The 19,496-nt window shown below is 65.2% G+C and carries 16 protein-coding genes; 4 read left to right on the forward strand and 12 right to left on the reverse strand.

The annotated features are described in order from the left end of the window. Positions 1 to 3 precede the first annotated feature (3 nt). From IVA96_RS09235 to IVA96_RS09260, 6 genes are all read right to left on the reverse strand, one after another. Complete coding sequence (locus IVA96_RS09235) at positions 4 to 612, reverse strand: hypothetical protein (RefSeq protein ID WP_247281529.1); 609 nt, start codon at positions 610 to 612, stop codon at positions 4 to 6. An 83-nt stretch (positions 613 to 695) separates the two neighbouring features. Then, complete coding sequence (locus IVA96_RS09240) at positions 696 to 2,096, reverse strand: selenium-binding family protein (protein ID WP_247281494.1); 1,401 nt, start codon at positions 2,094 to 2,096, stop codon at positions 696 to 698. Positions 2,097 to 2,381: 285 nt separating this feature from the next. Continuing rightward, positions 2,382 to 3,320: a dihydrodipicolinate synthase family protein gene (locus IVA96_RS09245; protein WP_247281495.1), complete on the reverse strand. Its 939-nt coding sequence runs from the start codon at positions 3,318 to 3,320 to the stop codon at positions 2,382 to 2,384. 113 nt (positions 3,321 to 3,433) lie between these two features. Beyond that, entirely contained in the window at positions 3,434 to 5,533 is a 2,100-nt protein-coding gene (locus IVA96_RS09250) for a methyl-accepting chemotaxis protein (protein ID WP_247416893.1), read from the reverse strand. Between the two features lie 118 nt (positions 5,534 to 5,651). Beyond that, positions 5,652 to 6,422: an enoyl-CoA hydratase gene (locus tag IVA96_RS09255; RefSeq protein ID WP_247281497.1), complete on the reverse strand. Its 771-nt coding sequence runs from the start codon at positions 6,420 to 6,422 to the stop codon at positions 5,652 to 5,654. Next, complete coding sequence (locus tag IVA96_RS09260; RefSeq protein WP_247281498.1) at positions 6,419 to 6,868, reverse strand: MarR family winged helix-turn-helix transcriptional regulator; 450 nt, start codon at positions 6,866 to 6,868, stop codon at positions 6,419 to 6,421. Before IVA96_RS09260 ends, IVA96_RS09255 begins: the two co-directional genes overlap by 4 nt. 234 nt (positions 6,869 to 7,102) lie before the next feature. Here IVA96_RS09260 and IVA96_RS09265 point away from each other — a divergent pair, with 234 nt between their 5' ends. Further along, a complete protein-coding gene (locus tag IVA96_RS09265) occupies positions 7,103 to 8,830 on the forward strand; it encodes an ATP-dependent Clp protease adaptor ClpS (RefSeq protein WP_247416895.1) in 1,728 nt (575 codons plus the stop codon). A gap of 37 nt (positions 8,831 to 8,867) precedes the next feature. Here IVA96_RS09265 and IVA96_RS09270 read toward each other — a convergent pair whose 3' ends face one another. The 4 genes from IVA96_RS09270 to IVA96_RS09290 all read right to left on the reverse strand — a co-directional run bounded on the left by IVA96_RS09270 (position 8,868) and on the right by IVA96_RS09290 (position 14,414). Then, a complete protein-coding gene (locus tag IVA96_RS09270; protein WP_247416897.1) occupies positions 8,868 to 10,529 on the reverse strand; it encodes a tannase/feruloyl esterase family alpha/beta hydrolase in 1,662 nt (553 codons plus the stop codon). A gap of 82 nt (positions 10,530 to 10,611) precedes the next feature. After that, complete coding sequence (serA, locus tag IVA96_RS09275) at positions 10,612 to 11,856, reverse strand: phosphoglycerate dehydrogenase (RefSeq protein ID WP_247281500.1); 1,245 nt, start codon at positions 11,854 to 11,856, stop codon at positions 10,612 to 10,614. Between the two features lie 141 nt (positions 11,857 to 11,997). Then, the gene (locus IVA96_RS09280; protein WP_247281501.1) at positions 11,998 to 13,230 is read right to left on the reverse strand and encodes a rhodanese-like domain-containing protein; all 1,233 of its coding nucleotides are present in this window, start codon (positions 13,228 to 13,230) and stop codon (positions 11,998 to 12,000) included. A 299-nt stretch (positions 13,231 to 13,529) separates the two neighbouring features. Continuing rightward, positions 13,530 to 14,414 carry a dihydrodipicolinate synthase family protein gene (locus IVA96_RS09290; RefSeq protein ID WP_247281502.1) on the reverse strand — a complete coding sequence of 295 codons (885 nt, stop codon included), beginning with the start codon at positions 14,412 to 14,414 and terminating at the stop codon, positions 13,530 to 13,532. 155 nt (positions 14,415 to 14,569) lie between these two features. On the opposite strand from IVA96_RS09290, the gene IVA96_RS09295 reads away from it, so the two are divergent. Beyond that, the gene (locus tag IVA96_RS09295) at positions 14,570 to 15,982 is read left to right on the forward strand and encodes an FAD-binding oxidoreductase (RefSeq protein ID WP_247281503.1); all 1,413 of its coding nucleotides are present in this window, start codon (positions 14,570 to 14,572) and stop codon (positions 15,980 to 15,982) included. An 8-nt stretch (positions 15,983 to 15,990) separates the two neighbouring features. Continuing rightward, complete coding sequence (locus tag IVA96_RS09300; protein ID WP_247281504.1) at positions 15,991 to 16,707, forward strand: GntR family transcriptional regulator; 717 nt, start codon at positions 15,991 to 15,993, stop codon at positions 16,705 to 16,707. A gap of 6 nt (positions 16,708 to 16,713) precedes the next feature. On the opposite strand, the gene IVA96_RS09305 is transcribed toward IVA96_RS09300, so the two are convergent. Next, positions 16,714 to 16,851 (reverse strand): hypothetical protein, encoded by a 138-nt coding sequence (locus IVA96_RS09305; protein WP_247281505.1) that lies wholly within the window; start codon positions 16,849 to 16,851, stop codon positions 16,714 to 16,716. Between the two features lie 23 nt (positions 16,852 to 16,874). Further along, positions 16,875 to 17,093, reverse strand: a complete 219-nt coding sequence (locus IVA96_RS09310; protein WP_247281506.1) for a hypothetical protein — start codon at positions 17,091 to 17,093, stop codon at positions 16,875 to 16,877. A 47-nt stretch (positions 17,094 to 17,140) separates the two neighbouring features. Between IVA96_RS09310 and IVA96_RS09315 the strand changes: the two genes are divergently transcribed. Further along, a complete protein-coding gene (locus tag IVA96_RS09315; protein ID WP_247281530.1) occupies positions 17,141 to 19,162 on the forward strand; it encodes a YgiQ family radical SAM protein in 2,022 nt (673 codons plus the stop codon). Positions 19,163 to 19,496: the final 334 nt, after the last annotated feature.

Below are 19,496 nucleotides of genomic sequence, written 5' to 3' on the forward strand. Positions count from 1 at the left end.
GCTTCACCGCCAGCTCGAGACATTGAAGGCGAGCGCCACGATCCCAACCACGATGAGGCTGGTTGCCCAGATCACATCCAGATTGAACCAGCTTCGCGAGACAAGCCTCAATCCCAGATAGCGGTAGACCAGCCACGCCAGACATCCGCCCGCGCTGATCATGGCGGCAACGTGCACCACAGACACCAGCACCGCCATCCCGAGACTTGCCTTCACAAGATTTGCCTTCATCAGCGCGCCGGCGGCCGCATGGCCGGCATCGAGTTCGAAGGCCTGGCAGAGACCGAGATAGATCGGCACGAGCATCAAGGCGGCGCCGTGAGCAATGGCAACGGCAAACGACCAGAGCGCCAATTGCGTTGGCGGAATTCGTGCCAGCGTGCGCGGATGACGTCGCTCGATCAGCCGATAGACGCCGAAACCGATGACGAGAAGGCTCGCGACTAGCTGGATCGAACGCTGCCACTCGGCCAGCACGAGCAGCAGCGCGAATGGCAGCAGCACGAGAAGCGTTGCCAGAAGATGCCCGGCCGCCAGAGCCCACAACGCACGGAACAGCGCGCGCGGGCTCTTGTCCATGAGCCCGGCCGACACGGCGAGCGGCCATCCCATACCCGGATTGACCCCGTGATAGAAGCCGCTCGCAACGAGAGCGAGCCAGAGCCAGCCAAGCGCCGGGCTCGCGTGTCCCCAATCTAGGCCGACGGGTAGCAAAAGGAGTCCGTCGAACAATCGCCGCCTTCCAGCCTGATCTGGTGCGCACGATATCCGTCGGGGAAGCTCACGAAATAGTCCTTGTCGAGCTCGAGACCGCCGTCGCGACCGACATTGGCCATGACTTCCACGCCCGGAACTCCGTCGGGGTAGAATTGGTCATCCCAGGTGGAATAGAGCGAATTGGTCCAGTACACGCGCCTGCCATCGCGGCTGATCTCGACCATCTGCGGACCTGCCGCAAAGGCCTTGCCGTTCGGATGAGGCGTGCGGCGCGCGATGCCACCGATGTGGACCGAGCCTGCAAGCTTCGGCTTTCGCGGATCACTGACGTCGTACTGGCGCATTTCACCCGTGCCCCAACACGAGACATAGAGAAAGCGATCATCCATCGACAGGTCGATATCGGTCACCAGAGGCGGCACAGCACCAAAACCCTGGAGCAGCGGCGGGAGCTTCTCCTTTGGCGCGGGCTCCGGCTGGATCGTCGCCGTCTTCTCCACGTGGAATGTCCCGCCTTCGCGCCACCAGGTCCAGATCGATGCTTCGAGGTTGGTGGTGTCGACCACGACGCCAACGAAGCCGTATTCGCGAACCGGATCGTGCGCGGGCCGCACCTCCAGGGCCATCTGATGATTGGCGCCGAGGTCGATGGTCTGGACGTTGCGACGGGCGCGAAGATCCCAGAAGTGGAGACGATGGCCATATTTATTCGCGAGCAGATCTTCCGGGACGATCCCGTTCTCGAACTGGGGCGGCAACGCCCATTCACTCGTCACCATGTAGTCGCGCGGCAGGTTCCACCAGAAATCATAGTGCAACGTCTGCCGACCGCGGTCGATCTCCCATCGTCCCAGGACCTCGAACGTCTCGCAATCCATGATGAAAACGCCTGGAGGACCGTTGGTGCCGTCCTTGCCGCCGCCGCCCAGCGTGCTCACATAGATGCCGTCCGGCCCGCAATGGATGGTATGCGGCCGCGAGTAACCGGTCTTTTTGAAGACTTCTTCGGGCTCGATGATCTTGTGGATCTTGGCTTTGGTCGGATCTGGCTTGGTGTCGATGATGTAGATCCGCGACGAGCGCAGTCCGGGGATGATGAGATAGCGCCGCTCGATGAAGGCATGTCCGGCGAGCGGCGACAAGGCGGAGGAGCAGGCATTCCAGCCGAAGTGGTGAAATTCATCGCCCTTGTTGGGCATCGTCACGGTATGGACGATTTGGCTGTAGGTCGGCGACCCCGGCTTGACGTCGATGACCGCGAGAGCATCAGGTTTTGAGAAATCTGGACTGAGCAGCAGCGTGTAGGCAAAGTTCTCCGCTGGTGCTTCCATCGCAAGCTTGGGCGATGCGTGAAAGGTGGGATCCGGCCTCATCGTCATGGCACTGCCTCCCTGTTCCGTCGGTTCACGCCAACCTGGCTCGAAATAGCGGCAAAAGAAGAGCTGTTAGGTGATGTCCTGAGATTCTCCGCAGGCCTGGTTGGCAAACGTACAATATGTCATCGCCGGGCAGCGGGAAACCACCCGAACCGCGCCAATTCGACGCCTTCAGCCGAAATGGGCGGACCCCGTCGTTGCGAGCGAAGCGAAGCAATCCAGACTTTCTCCGCCGAAACAGTCTGGATACTTTCGTCGCTTCGCTTCTCGCAACGACGGTGGAGAGCCCTACTTCCCCCACCGCAGCGCCAGCGCGTCGCGCTCCTTGGCCAGCTCCAGCAGCCCCGCGCGCGTCGCCGGATGCAACGGCTGCAGCGGATGGCGCACCGTGTCCGACCTGATCACGCCACCGGCCTGCATCATGACCTTGCAGGCGATCAGGCCGCATTGGCGGTTCTCGTAATTAATCAGCGGCAGCCAGCGCTCGTAGGCCGCCTTCGCCTCCTCGCGCTTGCCGGCGAAATAGGGATCGATGATCTGGCGAATGCCGTCGGGATAGCCGCCGCCGGTCATCGCCCCGGTGGCGCCGGCATCGAGATCGGCGAGCAGCGTGATCGCCTCCTCGCCGTCCCAGGGGCCCTCGATGTTCTTGCCACCCGCATCGATCAGGCTGCGCAGCTTTGCGGCAGCGCCGGGCACCTCGATCTTGAAATAGCGGATGTTGGAGAATTCGCGCGACAGCCGCGCCAGCAGCTCGACCGAAAGCGGCGTGCCGGCAACCGGCGCATCCTGAATCATGATCGGAATGGTGATCGCGCCCGAGAGCACCTTGAAGAATTCGACGATGCCCTTCTCGGGGACGCGGAAGGTCGCGCCGTGATAGGGCGGCATCACCATCACCATGGCGGCGCCGGCCGCCTCGGCCTGCCTGCTGCGCGCCGCGCAGACGGCCGAGCTGAAATGCGTGGTGGTGACGATCACGGGAACCCGTCCGGCGACATGCTCCAGCACGGTATGCATCACGGTTTCGCGCTCGGCATCGGTGAGCACGAACTGTTCGGAGAAATTGGCGAGGATGCAGATGCCGTGCGAGCCGGCGTCAATCATGAAATCGATGCAGCGGCGCTGGCCTTCGAGGTCGAGCTCGCCGCGCTCGTCGAAGATAGTGGGCGCGACCGGGAACACGCCGCGATAGGGGCGCTGGGCCTTGTGTGGGGTGACCGGCATCGAACTCTCCATCCCTGATGTGTCTTACGTCTGGCGCCGCGCACACGCTGCGAGGCGGCACAGATGTACCCGCCGCGGCGACCTGCGGCAATGCCGAAGGCGCGACGTTGGAATCAAGGAATGAAGCGAAACGAGGCGGTCTTCACCGCTCCCAAAAAGCCCTCGACCGCGACGCGGAGACGATCGGCGTCCGCCGACATCTTCTTGACGGAGTGAGACAACACCGTGCCGGCGTTGCCGGTCTCCCGGTTGAGCCTGGCGACGCTGCCGATGGTATCGGTGACCTCGCGGGTGCCTTGTGCGGCCTGCTGGAAGTTGCGCGAGATCTCGGTGGTGGCCGCGCGCTGCTGCTCGACGGCCGCGGCAATCGCCGTCATCTTCTCGTCGATGCCGCTGATGGCGCCGCCGATCGACCGGATGGCGGCAACCGCCTGGCCCGTCGCGCCCTGGATCTCCTCGACCTGACGCGAGATCTCTTCCGTCGCGGTCGCCGTCTGCGCCGCGAGGCTCTTGACCTCGCCGGCGACCACGGCAAAGCCGCGGCCGGCTTCGCCCGCGCGCGCGGCCTCGATCGTGGCGTTCAATGCCAAAAGGTTGGTCTGGCCGGCGATGGCGTTGATCATCTTCACGACCTCGCCGATGCGGCTCGCGGTCTGGTCGAGGATCTCAACGGTCGCGTTGGTCTGCGCGGCCTGCGACACGGCTTCGCGGGCCTCGCGAGCGCTGGCCTGCACCTGCGCGGAGATCTCGCCGACGGACGCGGAGAGCTCTTCGGTCGCCGCTGCGATGGTCTCGAGATTGTTGGTGGCCTGCTCGGCCGCGGAGGAGACCGCCGCGGTCTGGCTGCTCGATTGCGAGACCAGCGAGCGCACGCCGCTGGCGGTGTCATCGAGCTCCCGCGTCGAGGCCGCAACACTCTGGATAACAGCCTGCACGGTGTCGTCGAAGCTGCGGCAGGCGGAATCGACGGTGCCAGAGCGGGCGAGCTGGAACGCCTGCTGCGCTTCACGCTCCTGCCCCAGCCGTTCCGCGGTTGCCGCGCTCTCGCGCAGGCTTTCGAGTGCGGCGGCCATGGTGCCGAACTCGTCGGGATGCCGGGATTGCGGCACCGGCGTCGCATAGTCGCGCGCGCTGATGCGGGCGATGGCGTCGAGGAGGGCGCGCACCGGGCCCATCAGGCGGTTGCGCACCACGAACACGCCGGCCAGGGTCACGGCCAACGCGAGCAGAAATGCGAACGACTGCACGATGAGGTTGGTGAGGCCTTTATTCTGGACCGTCTCTGCGCGCGCGATCGACTGGTCGAGGGCCTTGTTCGCGACGGCGACGATGGACGCGAACGGCGACTGGCATAACGCGTTCCATTCCGAAGCGGGCATCGCGGGGCGACCGCTGCCGCCGAGGTTCTTGGTCAGCTCGCCGATCTGCTTGAGAACTCCATCGGTCTTGGCCCGTGCCTCCTTGGCCGCATTGGCGAGGTCCGCCGTCACGTCGGGCGCAGCCAGCAGCTCCTCCATGCCGGTCCAGCCGGCGGTGATGATGCCGTTCCAGCTTGCCACGGTCTGCTTCTGGGTCTCGTCGAGCGGCTTGGAGCTGTTGACGTTCGGGCGCAGCGTCGAGCACTGGATGCCATAGCGGTCGCGCACCTGCCAGGCGAGGCGGCGAGCCTGGATCATGCGGGCGATGAAAGGATCGTTCATCCAGGCTCGGTTCGACACCGCCGTGGAGGCGAGATTGGCGGTCTCGATCACTCTCGTGACGGAATCGTACCAGGCGGCGGTGCGCTCCACCTTACGCTCGCCGCGCGGCAGCCTGGCCTCCTCGTAGAACAGCTGGAATTTCGGCGCGGCCTCGCTCCAGCGCTGCTTCAAGGTGTTTGCGAGCTCGTCGCGCCGGGCGAATTCCACGGTGGAGAGCGCGGCGATGATGGCGTCAAAGCCGGCCTGCTCTGCCTTTTCGGCGGCGCCGAGCTTGGCACGCGGATCGTCCTCGCCGAGCAGCGCGCTCTGGGCATCGCCGCGATTGTTGCGCAAGGACAGCACGCCCTGGAAGATCGCCTTGTCCGCGTTCGCAAGCCGTTCGGTCTCCAGACTGTCGCTGTAGCGGCCGAAGGCCCCGAACATCTGGATCGCCGTGCTGGCCAGCGCGCCGGCGGCCAGCAGGGCCATCAAAGTCAGGAGAAGCGAGCTTACCGATTTCTTAAACATTGCCATGGTCGGGGGCCTAGTCTTGACGAGCAGCCACCTTGCACCGCGACATGCCAAGGTTTGGTTAAGACTTTAATCGAATACCTGGGTTGTACTCGCTGCGCCTCCGGCAGGCCGCGTTCCCTCACGCAACCCTGGTGAAATCCGGCGGTCGGCGCTCTGCAAAGGCAGTGAACGCCTCGCGCGCTTCGGCGGTGCGCAGGCGCTGCGTGAACTGCTCGCCCTCCGCGTTCATCTGCGCAACCAGCGCCTCGCCATTGCGCATCAGCTTCTTGGTGGCGATGAGCGCGCCGGCCGGCTGGCGGGCCAGGCGCTGCGCGAGCGCAAGCGCCTCGGCATCGAGCGTGTCGAGCGGCACCACCCGGTTGGCGAGGCCCCATTCCAGCGCGGCCTGCGCCGGCACCGTCTCGCCAAGTGCGAACATCTCATAAGCTCGGGCGTAGCCGATCCGCGCCGGCATCAACAGGCTGGAGGCCGCTTCCGGCACCAGCGCGAGGCTGACGAAGGGCGTCGACAATTGCGCATTGTCGGCGAGGACGACGAGATCGCAATGCAGCAGCATCGTGGTGCCGACGCCGACGGCGCGGCCCTGCACCGCCGCAACCAGCGGCCGGGTGCAACGCGCCAGCGACTGGATGAACCGCACGACGTTGCGGCTGCCTTCCGACTTGCCCGCTGCAACCGCGGCAAATTCGCCGACGTCGTTGCCGGCAGTGAACATGTCGCCCTCGCCGCGGATCAGGATCACGCGAGCGGACGGATCGAACTCGGCGGATTCGATACTGTCGGCGAGCTTGCCGTACATCGTGTCCGTCAGCGCGTTCTTCTTGTCGGGGCGCGCCAGCGTAAGGGTAAGAATTCCGCTGTTGTTCTCGATCCGGACGTGCTCGGTCATTCGTCTGCTCCTCTTGGAAACTTGTCCTGAATGCACATCAGCCAGCGTGCGACGATGTCGATCTCCGCAGCCGTAAATCCTTCCGTCAGCGCCGCATTGACCTCCGCCGCGCTGGCCTTCGCCTGCGCCAGCGCGCTGCGCCCCTTCGGCGTCAGCCAGATCCGCCAGGCGCGTCCGTCCTCGCGATCGGCCCGCCGCTCGATCAGTTTGGCGGCTGCCGTGCGATCGACTAGGCCGGAAATGCCGGCCGGGCCAAGATCGAGCGCCGCACCCGCCTCACCGATCAGCACACCATCCTGCTTGCCGAGAATGAACAGCAGCCCGGCCTGCGCCGGCGTTACCTCGCTCTCGGGCCGAGCCGCCATCCAGCGCTGCAACCGGCGTTGCGCGACGCTCAGCAGGTAGATCAGGCGATGGTGGCTCGCTGTGGCTTCCTTATTTCGCATACGAAATATATAATGCGAGGCCAACCGCGTTGTCAAAGAGGGGTTGCCGATGCGGCATGGCCATGGCGATCGCGGTCGTGCCGATCGTCAAGCCGACGCGGCACGAAGGCGGCGAGTGGGATGGCGCATTGAAATTCCATCGGGAATTTGACGCACCCGTTGGCGCTTGACGGCCGCCCTCCTTTATGTTCCATATTTGTTCTTCACTCGTTTTGGTTGCAATAGGATCATTTCATGACGAAGGATGCGCGCGGCGAGCGCGAGCCGGCTCAGCTCGTGATTCACAATGATGACGAAACGCCGGACGAGTTTGTCATCGGGTTGCTCCGCCAGGTTTTTGGCAAATCGGAGCGTGAAGCGGCCGCGGTGATAGCGCGGGTCGAGCGGGAGGAGAAGGCCACTTGCGGTCCGTACCCGCAATCGGTCGCCGAGGCGCTGTTCAAGTCGGCTCAGCAATATATCTGGCTCGGCCAACATCCGCTGAGGATCACGCTAGAAGAGATTAAGACCCCCTGCGAACTCTGCGGCAAGCCTGAGGGACAGACCGATGTTCGGATCGGGAGCCGCACGGTCTGGCTGTGCAGCGACTGCATTCGTGCAGCAGACACCGTGAACACACCGCAAGAGTCGGAAGAGGAGTTCGAATACGCTTGCGACGTGCTTGACTGGCATTTTGCCAACGTCTCGCGTAGCAATCTCGTGACCACCATCCGCCAGTTTCCCGGCCATATGCGGGTCGATGTCCAGGCAGCGATCGAGGGACTGTTCGGCAAGTCGATCCGGCTGTTCGGGCTGAACGAAGAACAGCGCTACGAAACGCTGTCGATCTCACGGCTCCTCCGCGATGGCCGCAATGCGCTCGCGATTGCTCCGCTGCAATATTCCGACGTGGATGTCGGCGAGAAGAGCCCGGTCAAATGTCTCGATAACGGCCTCTGGCTGTGCGAGCAGGATGGCCTTCGTTACGCGGTCTTGCTGTGTGCCCACCGCGAATACAGCCGAGAACCGGGAATTCGGATCGAGATCCTCGTGCCGGCAGGCACCGCGGGCGCGGCACTCGTGCAGCAGTGTTTTGGCGAGCTGGAGCAGGCCGTGCAAGCTGCGCGCAGCTATCGCGGCAAGATCCTGTCCCTCGACGCCGATTCCGACTATCGCGGCCGCTCGCGCGGCATCACGGTGCATCGGCTGCCGCCGGTTGCGCGCGATGAGGTGATCCTGCCCGAACAGACCCTGCGGCTGCTCAATCGCAACGTTCTGACTTTCGTCAACACCCGAGATCAATTGCGCCGGCTCGGCCAGTCGACACGTAAGGGCATCTTGCTTTACGGACCGCCGGGCACCGGCAAGACCCATACGATCCGCTATCTGGCAACTCATTTGCCCGGGCACACGACACTGATCATCACCGCCGAGCAAATCGAGCTTCTCGGCGCTTATATGAGTCTGGCACGGCTGCTCCAGCCGTCGATGGTCGTTATCGAGGATGTCGATCTCATCGCCCGCGACCGCGACGACATGGGGCCGTGCGAAGAATCCATGCTGAACAAGTTGCTCAACGAGATGGACGGGCTGAAGGAGGACGCGGACATCCTGTTCGTCCTGACCACCAACCGGCCTGAGGACCTCGAAGGCGCCCTCGCCGGCCGCCCGGGCCGCATCGATCAGGCCATCGAAGTCCCGCTGCCGGACGAGACCGGCCGCGGCAAGCTGGTCCGGCTCTACGGCAAGGGGCTGCCGCTCGACGATGCAATCATCGCAGAAGCGGCCCGCCGCAGTGAGGGCACGAGCTGTGCCTTCATCAAGGAATTGATGCGACGGCTTGCGCAAGGGAGCCTCGCGCGAGACGGTGGCAATTCCGTCGTGTCTGCCGACATCGACGAGGCGCTCGACGACATGTTGTTCTCCGGCGGCAGGCTCAATGCGCAATTGCTCGGAGGCGCACAGGCGATGGCGACGAGATAACGCCTACCCACCGGAGTGGCGGGCTTGGACTGAGCGTTTACGGCGCGCAGGTGAAGCTCGAGGCCTCCGTCACCGGGCCCGACTTGTAATGAGGCCAGGCCGGCCAGCGGCACAGCGGCATCGCGCGCAGCGTCGCGAACGACGGCGCTTCGACCTTCTGCTCGGCGACTTCGAGATCGCCGGGCGCCTTGCCCTGCTCGACCCAGTCGACCAGCACGCTCAGCATGTCGACATTGGCCGGCGCGCCGGAGCCGACATGGTCGACTCCGGGCGCGGTGTAGAGCCGCGCGAACTCCGCGGTCTCCGCCTTGCCGAGCTTGCGCTCGACGCTGTCGAAATAGCGGATGCCGGCATAGGGGCTCTGCGCATAGTCGGCCATGTGCTCGAGCATGATCAGCCGGCCGCCGCGCACCCGGAAGCGGCTGAGATCGGGATCGGTCGAGTCCATCAGCGTGGAGACCTCGATCAGCCGCGCCTTGTGCTCCTCCACCTTGTAGGTGGTGACGTCGAGCTTGGGATCGCGCGCGAATACATATTGGATGCCGCCGGCGCCGTAGATCCAGGCGATGCCGTTGTTGGGCGCAGGCGGCTGCGCGGGCGGCGCGGTGCCGAGCCACCATGCGACCCAGCCGCCGGTCGGGCCGATTGCCGGCGTGTCCTCGCCGGAGACGCCCCAGCCCGGATAATCGTCGAGACCATTGGCGAGCGCGAACGGGAATTTGTAGGGCGCGTGCAGCGTGTTGACGGCCTTGATCTGCGCGTCAGTGAGGCACTGATCGCCGCTCTCGCCCGCCGCGCAGCGCAGCGTCTCGACCTTGAACGCCGCCTTGCAGGAAACGGGATCCTGCACCAGCGCATCGTCGGAGCCGTCGGCCTTGTCGCAGGCCGCGCGCACGGCATCGCCGACGAGCTTGACCTGCGCCGGATTGATCCAGCCCTCGCCCATGGTCACGAGGCCCGAGCGGGTGCCGGCATGCTGCAAGCCGACCCAGTTGATGACGGGAACGCGGGCGAAGATGCCGTCGAAATCGTCGGGATAACGCTGCGCCATGGTAAGACCTTCGCGGCCGCCTTCGGACGAGCCCATGAAGTACATCTTGTCCGGCTTCCTGCCGTAGGCGCGCTGCATCAGCGCAACCGCAGCATCGCGCACCTTCTTGTAGGCGCGATGGGCGAAATTCTCGAACGCTTCGTCGTTGAGCGCGAACAGCTGCGGCGGCTCGCCCTGCTTGGTCTCGTGGCCGGAATCGGTGCCATAGGTGACGAAGCCGCGCGCGAGCGGCGACGGCTTGTCGAAGGGATAGGCCGGCGGCAGCGCAAGGCCGGTGATCAGCACGCCGTTGAAACCGCCGCCGCCATATTGCAGCGAGCGCCCGTTCCATTCGACGGGAAGGTTGACCTGGAATTTGATCGGCGGCGCCTTGGGGTCGGCGGGATCGATGTGGCCGAGCACCTTGCAGAAGCGCGGATTGGCCGGCGTGATGCGCCCCGACGGGGTCGGCCCGCGCTCGGCGACGGCGAGTTGCGACGGCGCCAGCAATGTCGCGGAATCGATCTTCACCGCATCAGTGCCGCCAACAAGACCGTTGCAGACCGTCTCGGCGTCGTCTGTCAGCGTCGCCGCCGAGGCGCTACCCGCAGTCAATGCAGCCGCCGTCCCTACGAGCAGCGCACGGAGCTTCGCACGCATTTGCGCCATGGTTTCCCCCTGTTTTCTGTTCTCGTTCGATCCGTCAGGAGGCCGCATTGAAGGCGACCTACCGCCGGCCGTCAATGATGCGCTAGTGCTCGAACACCAGCCGCGCGCCGACCGTGCCCTCGAGGCTGCGGATCTGCTGGAGCAGCGCTGCCGAATCCTGACCGGCCAAGTCGGCATCGAGCACGACGTAGCCGAGATCGCCGGCGGTCTCCAGATATTGCGCAGCGATGTTGATGTCGCGTTGGAGAAAGACTTCGTTCAGGCGCCGCAGCATGCCGGGTACGTTGCGATGGACGTGGCTGAAGCGCGCGCCAGAGGGTCGCAAGTGCAGCTGCACCTCCGGGAAATTCACCGCGCCCATGGTCGAGCCGGTGATGAAATAGTCGACCAGCTTGCGCGCAACCTCACCGCCGATCCGCTCCTGCGCCTCCTCGGTCGAGCCGCCGATATGCGGCGTGAGGATGACGTTCTCGAGGCCCTGCATCGGGCTGTTGAAGCGATCCGCGTTCGAGGACGGCTCGACCGGAAACACGTCGACGGCCGCGCCGGCGAGATGGCCGTCGCGCAAGGCGCGCGCGAGCGCATCGAGATCGACCACGGTGCCGCGGCTGTTGTTGATCAGGAACGAGCCTGATTTCATCGCCCGCAGCTCCTTCTCGCCGATCATGCCGGCGGTCTCCGGCGTCTCGGGCACGTGCAGGCTGACGACGTCGCTCTGCGCCAGCAGCTCCTCCAGTCTCTCGACCGGCTCGGTGTTGCCGTGACGGAGCTTGTCGGTGCGGTCGAAATAGATCACGCGCATGCCCATGGCCTCGGCGAGCGTCGAGAGCTGCGAGCCGATATTGCCGTAGCCGACGATGCCAAGGGTGCGGCCGCGCACCTCGCGGCTGCCGGTCGCCGACTTGTCCCAGCCGCCGCCATGCGCCGACACCGAGCGCGGAAAGATCCGCCGCAGCAGCATCACGATCTCGCCGATCACGAGCTCGGCGACGCTGCGCGTGTTGGAGAACGGCGCGTTGAACACGGGAATGCCGCGCTTGCGCGCCGCGGTCAGATCGACCTGGTTGGTGCCGACGCTGAAGCAGCCGACCGCGAGAAGCTGGTCGGCGGCCCCAAGCACTTCATCGGTGACCTGGGTGCGCGAGCGGATGCCGAGCAGCGACACGCCCTTGAGCGCCCGCCGCAGATCCTCGCCGTCCAGCGCCTTGGTCAGGCGCTCGACATTTGTGAAGCCCGCGCTTTTGAACAGGTCGACTGCGCTATCATTGACGCCTTCGAGCAGCAGCGCCTTCGCATTCCGCTCGGGGCTTTGGCCGGGGGCTGGCATTGTATCTCCGTAAGTAGCAACGTTGCCGCAGCTCATAGACCGCGGACGGTGCGCGGCACAATAGGGCCTGAGAAGATGGCGGGAGCCCGCCATGCTTGCGTCAGCAATTCCGCCATCCCGAGAGGGTGAAGGGTAACAGAGTCAGATCACATAAAACCCGTGCGTTCCGTCCCGGCGGAGCTGCTCGACCAGGCCATACTCCCAGTTCAGATAGGCCTGCATCGCACCTTCGGCGACGTCGGTGCCTTCATAGGGGCGGCGGTAACGATGTGCCGGATCTGGCTTCGGCAATACGCGCGGCGGGCCGATCTCGAGCGCACCGTCATAGCCGCCTTCGAGCACATAGACCTCCCAGCCCATCTGCGCGAGCCAGGACGCCGTCATGTCGGCACGCACGCCCTTGTCGTCAGTCAGGAGAATGCGCGCCCCACGCACCGGTGCGGCCATGTCGGTCTCCTGAACGAGCTGGCCGCCAGGATAGTGGCGGAAGCCGGGAAGGTGGCCGGCCGCATATTCCTCGGCATCGCGCACGTCGAAGCGATAGAGCGTGCGGTCGGTCCGCGCGACAAGCGCCGCCGCCTCGCTCGCGCCGATATGACGAACGCCGGCGCGATAGGCGACGTCGCGGGCATTGGCCGGGCCGCCTTCGAACGGCCCGAGCCCGCCGCGCCTGTCGGCGCCGTGATCGAGCCTGTGCCGCGCCAGCGTCCAGCCGATGGTGCCGTTGCGCAGCGCGCACACCTGGTTGGGCACGCCGGCATTGATCAGCGACTGGGTGCCGATGATCGAGCGCGTGCGGCCGGCGCAATTGACGATGATCGTGGTGGCGGGATCGGGCGCGGCGCTGCCCGCGCGCAGCACCAGCTCCGCGCCCGGCACGCTGACCGAGCCCGGAATGTTCATGGTCGCATATTCGTCGAAGCGGCGAACGTCGAGAATGGCGATGTTGGCCTTCTCGGCAATGAGTCTTGCCACCTCGTCGGCGCTGAGCGAAGGCGTGTGGCGGCGCGCCTCGACCAGCTCGCCAAATGCTTTTGAATAGGAATTGACGTCCTCGAACACCTCGTAGCCGGCCTTGCGCCAGGCCCTCAGCCCACCATCGAGCACGCTGATGTTGCTGTAGCCGAGCGCGGCCAGACGTTCGGCGCCGGTCGCAACCAGCTCTTCCCCATCGTCATAGAGCACGATCGCCACGTCCTTGCGCGGCAGCCTGACCTCGGCTTCGACCGCGATCCGGTCGGCAGCCATGTTAGCAGCGAACAGCGGATGACCAGTCGCGAACGCCGCCTCGTATCTGAGATCGAGCAACGCGATTTCTTCGCGCAACAGCAACGCGCGGCGGATCTCGGCGGGAGTGACGGTACGGCGCTTCATGGCGTGAACCTTGACGAGAACAGGCCATGGGCTTTTGAACGATTGTCGCGCGCTTGGCTAGCCTTCGCGTCGCGGTCACTCGCCTGGAACGAGCTGCCCGAGCGGGGGCTGCGCCGGTCGCCGCAACTTGCGATGCCGTGACCGAGAACAACGGCATCAGCGCCACGACGCTCATCGAGGCGAACTTGCCGGCCAACCCAGGATCGCATCGCGATGGTCGTCGCAGATGCCGGCGATGATCTTCTCGCCGAACGTCTCGTCACGCGAACCGCGGCAGTGTACCGCGATTACGTGGGATCTCAGGCGATGGCAGGCGCCATCAACGCGTCGAGCTTCCGCTGGAACGCGGCGCCGTCGGACAACGCGCGGAGCGGCGGTCGCACACGCAGCCAGCTGGCATCGCCCGTCTGCGCCGCGAGGATGGCCTTCAGCGTCGCGACCAGAGATGGCGTCTTGTCCACGACGTCGATCGCGGCCTGCATGCGCGCTTCGACATCCTTGCCGTCGACCATGGCCTTGACCAGCTCCGGCACGACATTGGCCATGCCGCAGATGGTGCCGGCGCCGCCGGCGGCGATCGCACGGGCGATGTCGGCTTCGTTGCCGACGGTGATGGCGAGGTCGGGCGCGGCGTTGCGGAACGCCTGGAATTCCTTGAAGTCGCCACTGGAGTCCTTCAGGCCCGCAACCACCTTGCCGTAGCGCTTGCGCAGATTCGCAGCGACGCTGGTCGGGATCGCGACGCCCGAGACCTGTGGAATGTGATAGAGCGAGGCGCGCAGGCGATCGTCGCCGACTCCGTCGATGATCGCGGCGAAGGCATCCTCGATGCCTTCAGGGGTGACGTTGCGATCGAAGTAAGGCGGCAGCAACAGGACGTGACGCAGGCCGAGGCCGAGCACGGCGCGCGTCAATGCGATGCCGTCGGTGATGGCGGGGAAGCCGCCGCCGATGCCGATACGCTCCGGCGCGACGCCGGCCTTGAGCACGGCTTCGATGGTCGCGATACGTTCGGCGGCAGTGAACGAGGTGCCCTCGCCAGTGGTGCCGAACAGCACGACACCGTCGATCCCTCTACTGAAGAGTTGCTTGGCATGAGCCGCGAGCTTTGTGGAATCCACGCTGCCGTCCGTCGCCAGGGGCGTCACTGATGCCACCCAGAACCCGCGAATTGCCTCCATCATCAACATCATCCTCTGCTGCGGCTTCGGACTAAGCCTCTGATCCATCAGATCTTCAGCGCCTGTCGAAGCATTGTTTTGCTTTACATTTTCGCCTTGTACCTTACATACAAGGCGAATGCAAACCCGCGCCCGTCGGCGCCCCAAGGAGGTCTCGCATGGATATGGCGAACCCGGTTGAGCGTCCGGACCAGTTGCTCGGCGCGTTGCGCGACAAGCTCGGCGCGGCCGCGGTGCTGACCGGCAGCGACGTGCCGGCGCGCAATTGCAACGATTGGAGCGCGAGCCTGCCGCAAACGCCGCGCGCGGTGATCCGTCCGCTCGATGCGCAGGGCGTTGCCGATGCGATCCTGGTCTGCCGGCAGGCGCGGCTTCCCTTCGTGCCGCAGGGCGGATTGACCGGGCTGTGCCGCGGCGCATCGCCCGAAACAGGCTGGGTCGCGATCTCGCTCGAGCGCATGACCGGCATCGAGGAGATCGATCCTGCGTCGGCAACGATGACGGTAAAGGCAGGCACGCCGCTGGAGACGATCCAGAAGGCCGCAGATGAGGCCGGCTTCTTCTTTCCGCTCGATCTCGGCTCGCGCGGCTCCTGTGCCATCGGCGGCAATCTCTCGACCAATGCCGGCGGCAACCGCGTGATCCGTTACGGCATGACGCGCGAGCTGGTGCTCGGGCTCGAAGTGGTGCTGCCCGACGGCACCATCATCACCACCCTCAACAAGCTGATGAAGAACAACGCCGGGTACGATCTGAAGCATCTCTTCATCGGCTCGGAAGGCACGCTCGGCATCATCACCCGCGTGGTGCTGCGGCTGTTTCCAAAACCGCGTTCGACCATGGCTGCGCTCTGCGCGCTGAAGGACTATGCCGCGGTGATCGCGCTGCTCGGCGCCGCACGCAGCGGGCTCGGGCCGCTGCTGTCGGCCTTCGAGGTGATGTGGCCGGACTATTGGGACGTGATCACGATTCGCGCCGGCGTGAAGCCTCCGGTCGCAGCTGGCCACGGCCTCTACGTGCTGGTGGAGGCGCAAGGCACCGACGAGAGTATCGACGCGCCGCGCTTCCAGACCTGGCTCGAAGAGCTGATGGAGCGCGGGCTGCTGACTGACGCGGCGGTGGCGCAATCGCTGGCGCAAACGCAAGCGTTCTGGCGCGTGCGCGACATTTGTGCCGAGTTCGGCCGCGTGCTGGGGCCGCACATCTCCTACGACATCGGACTGGCGGTGGCGCGGATGGACGAGTTCGCGACGCGCTGCAAGGCCGCACTCGCTGATGGCATCAAGGGCTGCGAGAGCGTCTATTACGGCCATATCGGCGACGGCAACCTGCATCTCGTCTCCTGGGTCGGGGGTCTCTCCGTCGCGCAGCAGCCGAAGGAGGAAATGGACGCGATCATCTATGGTCTCGTGCGCGAGATGGGCGGCAGCGTCTCCGCCGAGCACGGCATCGGCACGCTGAAGAAGAAATGGCTGGATCACGCCAGGAGCGAGCCTGAGATCGCGCTGATGCGCACCCTGAAGGCCGCGCTCGATCCCGAGCATCTGCTCAATCCCGGCAAGGTGATCTGACCGAGCCCATGAAGTCATTGAAGCTCGATACGCCGAAATCGCTGTCGCAGCGGGTGATGCAGCGGCTGCGCCAGGCCATTATCGACGGTGAGTTCGCGCTCGGCGCCGCCATCTCCGAGGAGATGGTGGCAAATTCCTTCGGCGTCAGCCGCACGCCGGTGCGCGAGGCGATGGGCCAGCTGCAGGCGCAAGGCCTTGTGGTGATCCGGCCGCAGGTCGGCAGCTTCGTGTTCACGCCGAGCGCGGAGGACATCCATGCGCTCTGCACCTTCCGCATCGCGCTCGAGCCGAAGGCGGCCGAGTTCGCCTTCCGCCACGACCGCGACGGTGCTGTCGCCGCGATCAGCGCAGCGATCGCCGCGATGGAGCCGGCGATCGCGGCAAGAGACAACATCGCCTATGGCCGCGCCGACGCCGCTTTTCACGAGGCGCTGTTCGCCCATTGCGGCAACCGCTACCTCGCCGAATCCTATCAGCTCGTCTCCGGCCGCGTCGCCGCGCTCCGCACCAATTTGACCTCGCCGATCGACGTGCGCACCCGCTCGTCCTTCGACGAGCATCGCAGACTGCTCGATCTGTTCGCACGCGGCGAGCAAGCCTCCTTCGAAGCGCTGATGACGACGCACATCACCAATTCGGGCGTGGTCTATGCCAAGGCGCTGAAATTAGAGGCGCTGAAAGGAGAGGCGGTGAAGATGAAGATGGAGGGGCCGAGGATGGATTGAGCGCCGTCACGGCTCCTCCTCCGGTCCCGGCCTGTCCAGAAAATCCAGCGCGGTGTTGATCTGTTCGAGCTGGTGCTCAAGCCTGTCGCGGTCTTCGACCGACTGCGCTGTCTCGAGCTGTTCCACGAGCTTCTGCTTCCGCATCAGCAAGTTCTCTATGACGGTGCTCACAATTCCCCCATCGCCAGAGGCGACGTCACGAACGCCGAGATGGTGGAGGCGCGCGCGACACGGGCCCGGTTAGAACCCTGGACCAGAATGTCCGCAGCGGCGATTGGTTCCCGCGGCCGACACCCGATCAGCGCGGCCGCGAGGATGGAACTCCCCGCTCGACTCGTCATGACGATGCCGCCAAGCTGCATCGGCGAGACATCGGCAAAGGCCACGCATCGATTGGTTGAATTCACCCGCCCGGACCCCTATGCCTATCCGTATGGACACCCAGATCGTCACCGCCGAAAAGCCCCTGATGGCACAGGCGCGCCCGCGCAAGCCGGCGCCGTTCCTCCCCATGAGCCGTGCCGAGATGAATGCGCTCGGCTGGGATGCTTGCGACATCGTGCTGGTGACGGGCGATGCCTATGTCGATCATCCGAGCTTCGGCATGGCGATCATCGGCCGGCTGCTCGAGGCGCAAGGTTTTCGCGTCGGCATCATCGCGCAGCCGGACTGGCACTCGGCGGAGCCGTTCAGGGCATTGGGCAAGCCGCGCGTGTTCTTCGGCGTCACCGGCGGCAACATGGATTCCATGGTGAACCGCTACACCGCGGACCGCCGCCTGCGCCACGACGATGCCTATACGGCCGGCGGCGAAGGCGGCAAGCGGCCGGACCGCTGCACCATCGTCTACGCTCAGCGCTGCCGCGAGGCGTTCAAGGACGTGCCCATCGTGCTCGGCGGCATCGAGGCCTCGCTGCGCCGGATCGCACATTACGATTACTGGTCCGACAAGGTGCGCCGCTCGGTGCTGGCCGACGCCAAGGCGGACCTTCTGCTCTACGGCAATGCCGAGCGCGCCGTCGTCGAAGTGGCGCAGCGGCTCGCCGCCGGCGAGGCGCCGCGCGAGCTCGACGACATCAGGGGCGTCGCGCTGTTCCGCAAGGTCCCTGCGGATTACACCGAGCTGCACGCCGACGATCTCGACTCCGCCGACGAGGGCGCATCGCGCCAACGCGGCGCCACGGTGATCCGCCTGCCGGCCCTTGAACAGGTCGAGCAGGACCGCGAGGCCTATGCGCGCGCTTCACGCGTGCTGCATCGGGAGAGCAATCCCGGCAATGCGCGGCCGCTGGTGCAGCGTCACGGCGATCGCGATCTCTGGCTGAACCCGCCGCCGATCCCGCTCACCACCGAGGAGATGGACGCGGTCTACGACCTGCCTTACGCGCGCGCGCCGCATCCGTCCTACGGTGATGCAAAGATCCCCGCCTGGGAGATGATCAAATTCTCGGTGACGATCATGCGCGGCTGCTTTGGCGGCTGCACCTTCTGCTCGATCACCGAGCATGAGGGCCGCATCATCCAGAACCGTTCGGAGGGCTCGATCCTGCGCGAGATCGAGAAGATCCGCGACAAGACGCCGGGCTTCACCGGCGTGATCTCCGACATCGGTGGCCCTACCGCCAACATGTACCGGATGGCGTGCAAGGATCCGAAGGTCGAGGCGGCGTGCCGGCGGCCGTCCTGCGTCTTCCCCGAGATATGTCCGAACCTCAACACCTCGCATGACGATCTGATCCGGCTCTATCGCAAGGTGCGCGAGACCCGTGGTATCAAGAAGGTGATGGTCGCCTCCGGCGTGCGCTACGACCTCGCGGTGGAGAGCCCCGAATACATCAAGGAGCTCGTCACCCATCACGTCGGCGGCTATTTGAAGATCGCGCCGGAACATACCGAGCGCGGCCCGCTCGACAAGATGATGAAGCCGGGCATCGGCGCCTACAACCGCTTCAAGCGGATGTTCGATGAAGCCGCCGAGCAGGCCGGCAAGAAATACTATTTGATCCCCTATTTCATCGCGGCACATCCCGGCACGACCGACGAGGACATGATGAACCTCGCGCTCTGGCTGAAGAAGAACCGCTATCGCGCAGATCAAGTGCAGACCTTCCTGCCCTCGCCGATGGCGACCGCCACCGCGATGTACCACACCGGCGTCAACCCCCTGCGCGGCGTCCGCCACGGCGGCAGCGACAAGGTCGAGGCGATCAAGGGCCTGCGCCAGCGCCGCCTGCACAAGGCATTTCTGCGCTACCACGACCCCGACAATTGGCCGGTGCTGCGCGAGGCGCTGAAGGAGATGGGCCGCGCCGATTTGATCGGCTCGCAGCCCCACCAGCTCGTCCCCGCGCACCAGCCCCCCGGCACCGGCAAGGCCGCCGGCACGAAGCGCCCGGTTCGCCCCGGCGTCAGGACGCAGCGGTTTACAACCAAGGGCGTGCGGGTGGTGAAGTAGCGGGACGAGTGAGCTTTCGTGCCCCCGCAACAAGAATGTCAAAAACAACCCCATGCGCAGTAGGCGCCCTTAGCGGGATCAATGGCTTAGACACTTTGCAGAGAGATGTTGACCCGTCGGGCAAAAAGTCGTTGCCCCGTCGGGCAACACAGGCGCATGATGGCATCATCGGGCACGTGGAATAGAGCGAGCCCGGTCTCTGCCCGTATCGATATCCTCGAGCTTCACACCGCGTCCCACGCGCAGGCTGTCACACGCCTGATCGACGCGTTGCAGGGGGATTTATACTTCCCCGGGGAATTAGCACCGGACGGTAGCACCGTGTGACACCGGC

Source organism: Bradyrhizobium sp. 159, from assembly GCF_023073795.1.
Taxonomy (GTDB): Bacteria; Pseudomonadota; Alphaproteobacteria; order Rhizobiales; family Xanthobacteraceae; genus Bradyrhizobium.

Bases quoted from the DNA above. Each gene is read 5' to 3' on its own strand.
- IVA96_RS09235 (WP_247281529.1), bottom strand. From the start codon at position 612: ATGGGATGGCCGCTCGCCGTGTCGGCCGGGCTCATGGACAAGAGCCCG.
- IVA96_RS09240 (WP_247281494.1), bottom strand. From the start codon at position 2,096: ATGACGATGAGGCCGGATCCCACCTTTCACGCATCGCCCAAGCTTGCG.
- IVA96_RS09245 (WP_247281495.1), bottom strand. From the start codon at position 3,320: ATGCCGGTCACCCCACACAAGGCCCAGCGCCCCTATCGCGGCGTGTTC.
- IVA96_RS09250 (WP_247416893.1), bottom strand. From the start codon at position 5,533: ATGGCAATGTTTAAGAAATCGGTAAGCTCGCTTCTCCTGACTTTGATG.
- IVA96_RS09255 (WP_247281497.1), bottom strand. From the start codon at position 6,422: ATGACCGAGCACGTCCGGATCGAGAACAACAGCGGAATTCTTACCCTT.
- IVA96_RS09260 (WP_247281498.1), bottom strand. From the start codon at position 6,868: ATGCGAAATAAGGAAGCCACAGCGAGCCACCATCGCCTGATCTACCTG.
- IVA96_RS09265 (WP_247416895.1), top strand. From the start codon at position 7,103: ATGACGAAGGATGCGCGCGGCGAGCGCGAGCCGGCTCAGCTCGTGATT.
- IVA96_RS09270 (WP_247416897.1), bottom strand. From the start codon at position 10,529: ATGGCGCAAATGCGTGCGAAGCTCCGTGCGCTGCTCGTAGGGACGGCG.
- serA (WP_247281500.1), bottom strand. From the start codon at position 11,856: ATGCCAGCCCCCGGCCAAAGCCCCGAGCGGAATGCGAAGGCGCTGCTG.
- IVA96_RS09280 (WP_247281501.1), bottom strand. From the start codon at position 13,230: ATGAAGCGCCGTACCGTCACTCCCGCCGAGATCCGCCGCGCGTTGCTG.
- IVA96_RS09290 (WP_247281502.1), bottom strand. From the start codon at position 14,414: ATGATGGAGGCAATTCGCGGGTTCTGGGTGGCATCAGTGACGCCCCTG.
- IVA96_RS09295 (WP_247281503.1), top strand. From the start codon at position 14,570: ATGGATATGGCGAACCCGGTTGAGCGTCCGGACCAGTTGCTCGGCGCG.
- IVA96_RS09300 (WP_247281504.1), top strand. From the start codon at position 15,991: ATGAAGTCATTGAAGCTCGATACGCCGAAATCGCTGTCGCAGCGGGTG.
- IVA96_RS09305 (WP_247281505.1), bottom strand. From the start codon at position 16,851: ATGCGGAAGCAGAAGCTCGTGGAACAGCTCGAGACAGCGCAGTCGGTC.
- IVA96_RS09315 (WP_247281530.1), top strand. From the start codon at position 17,141: ATGGACACCCAGATCGTCACCGCCGAAAAGCCCCTGATGGCACAGGCG.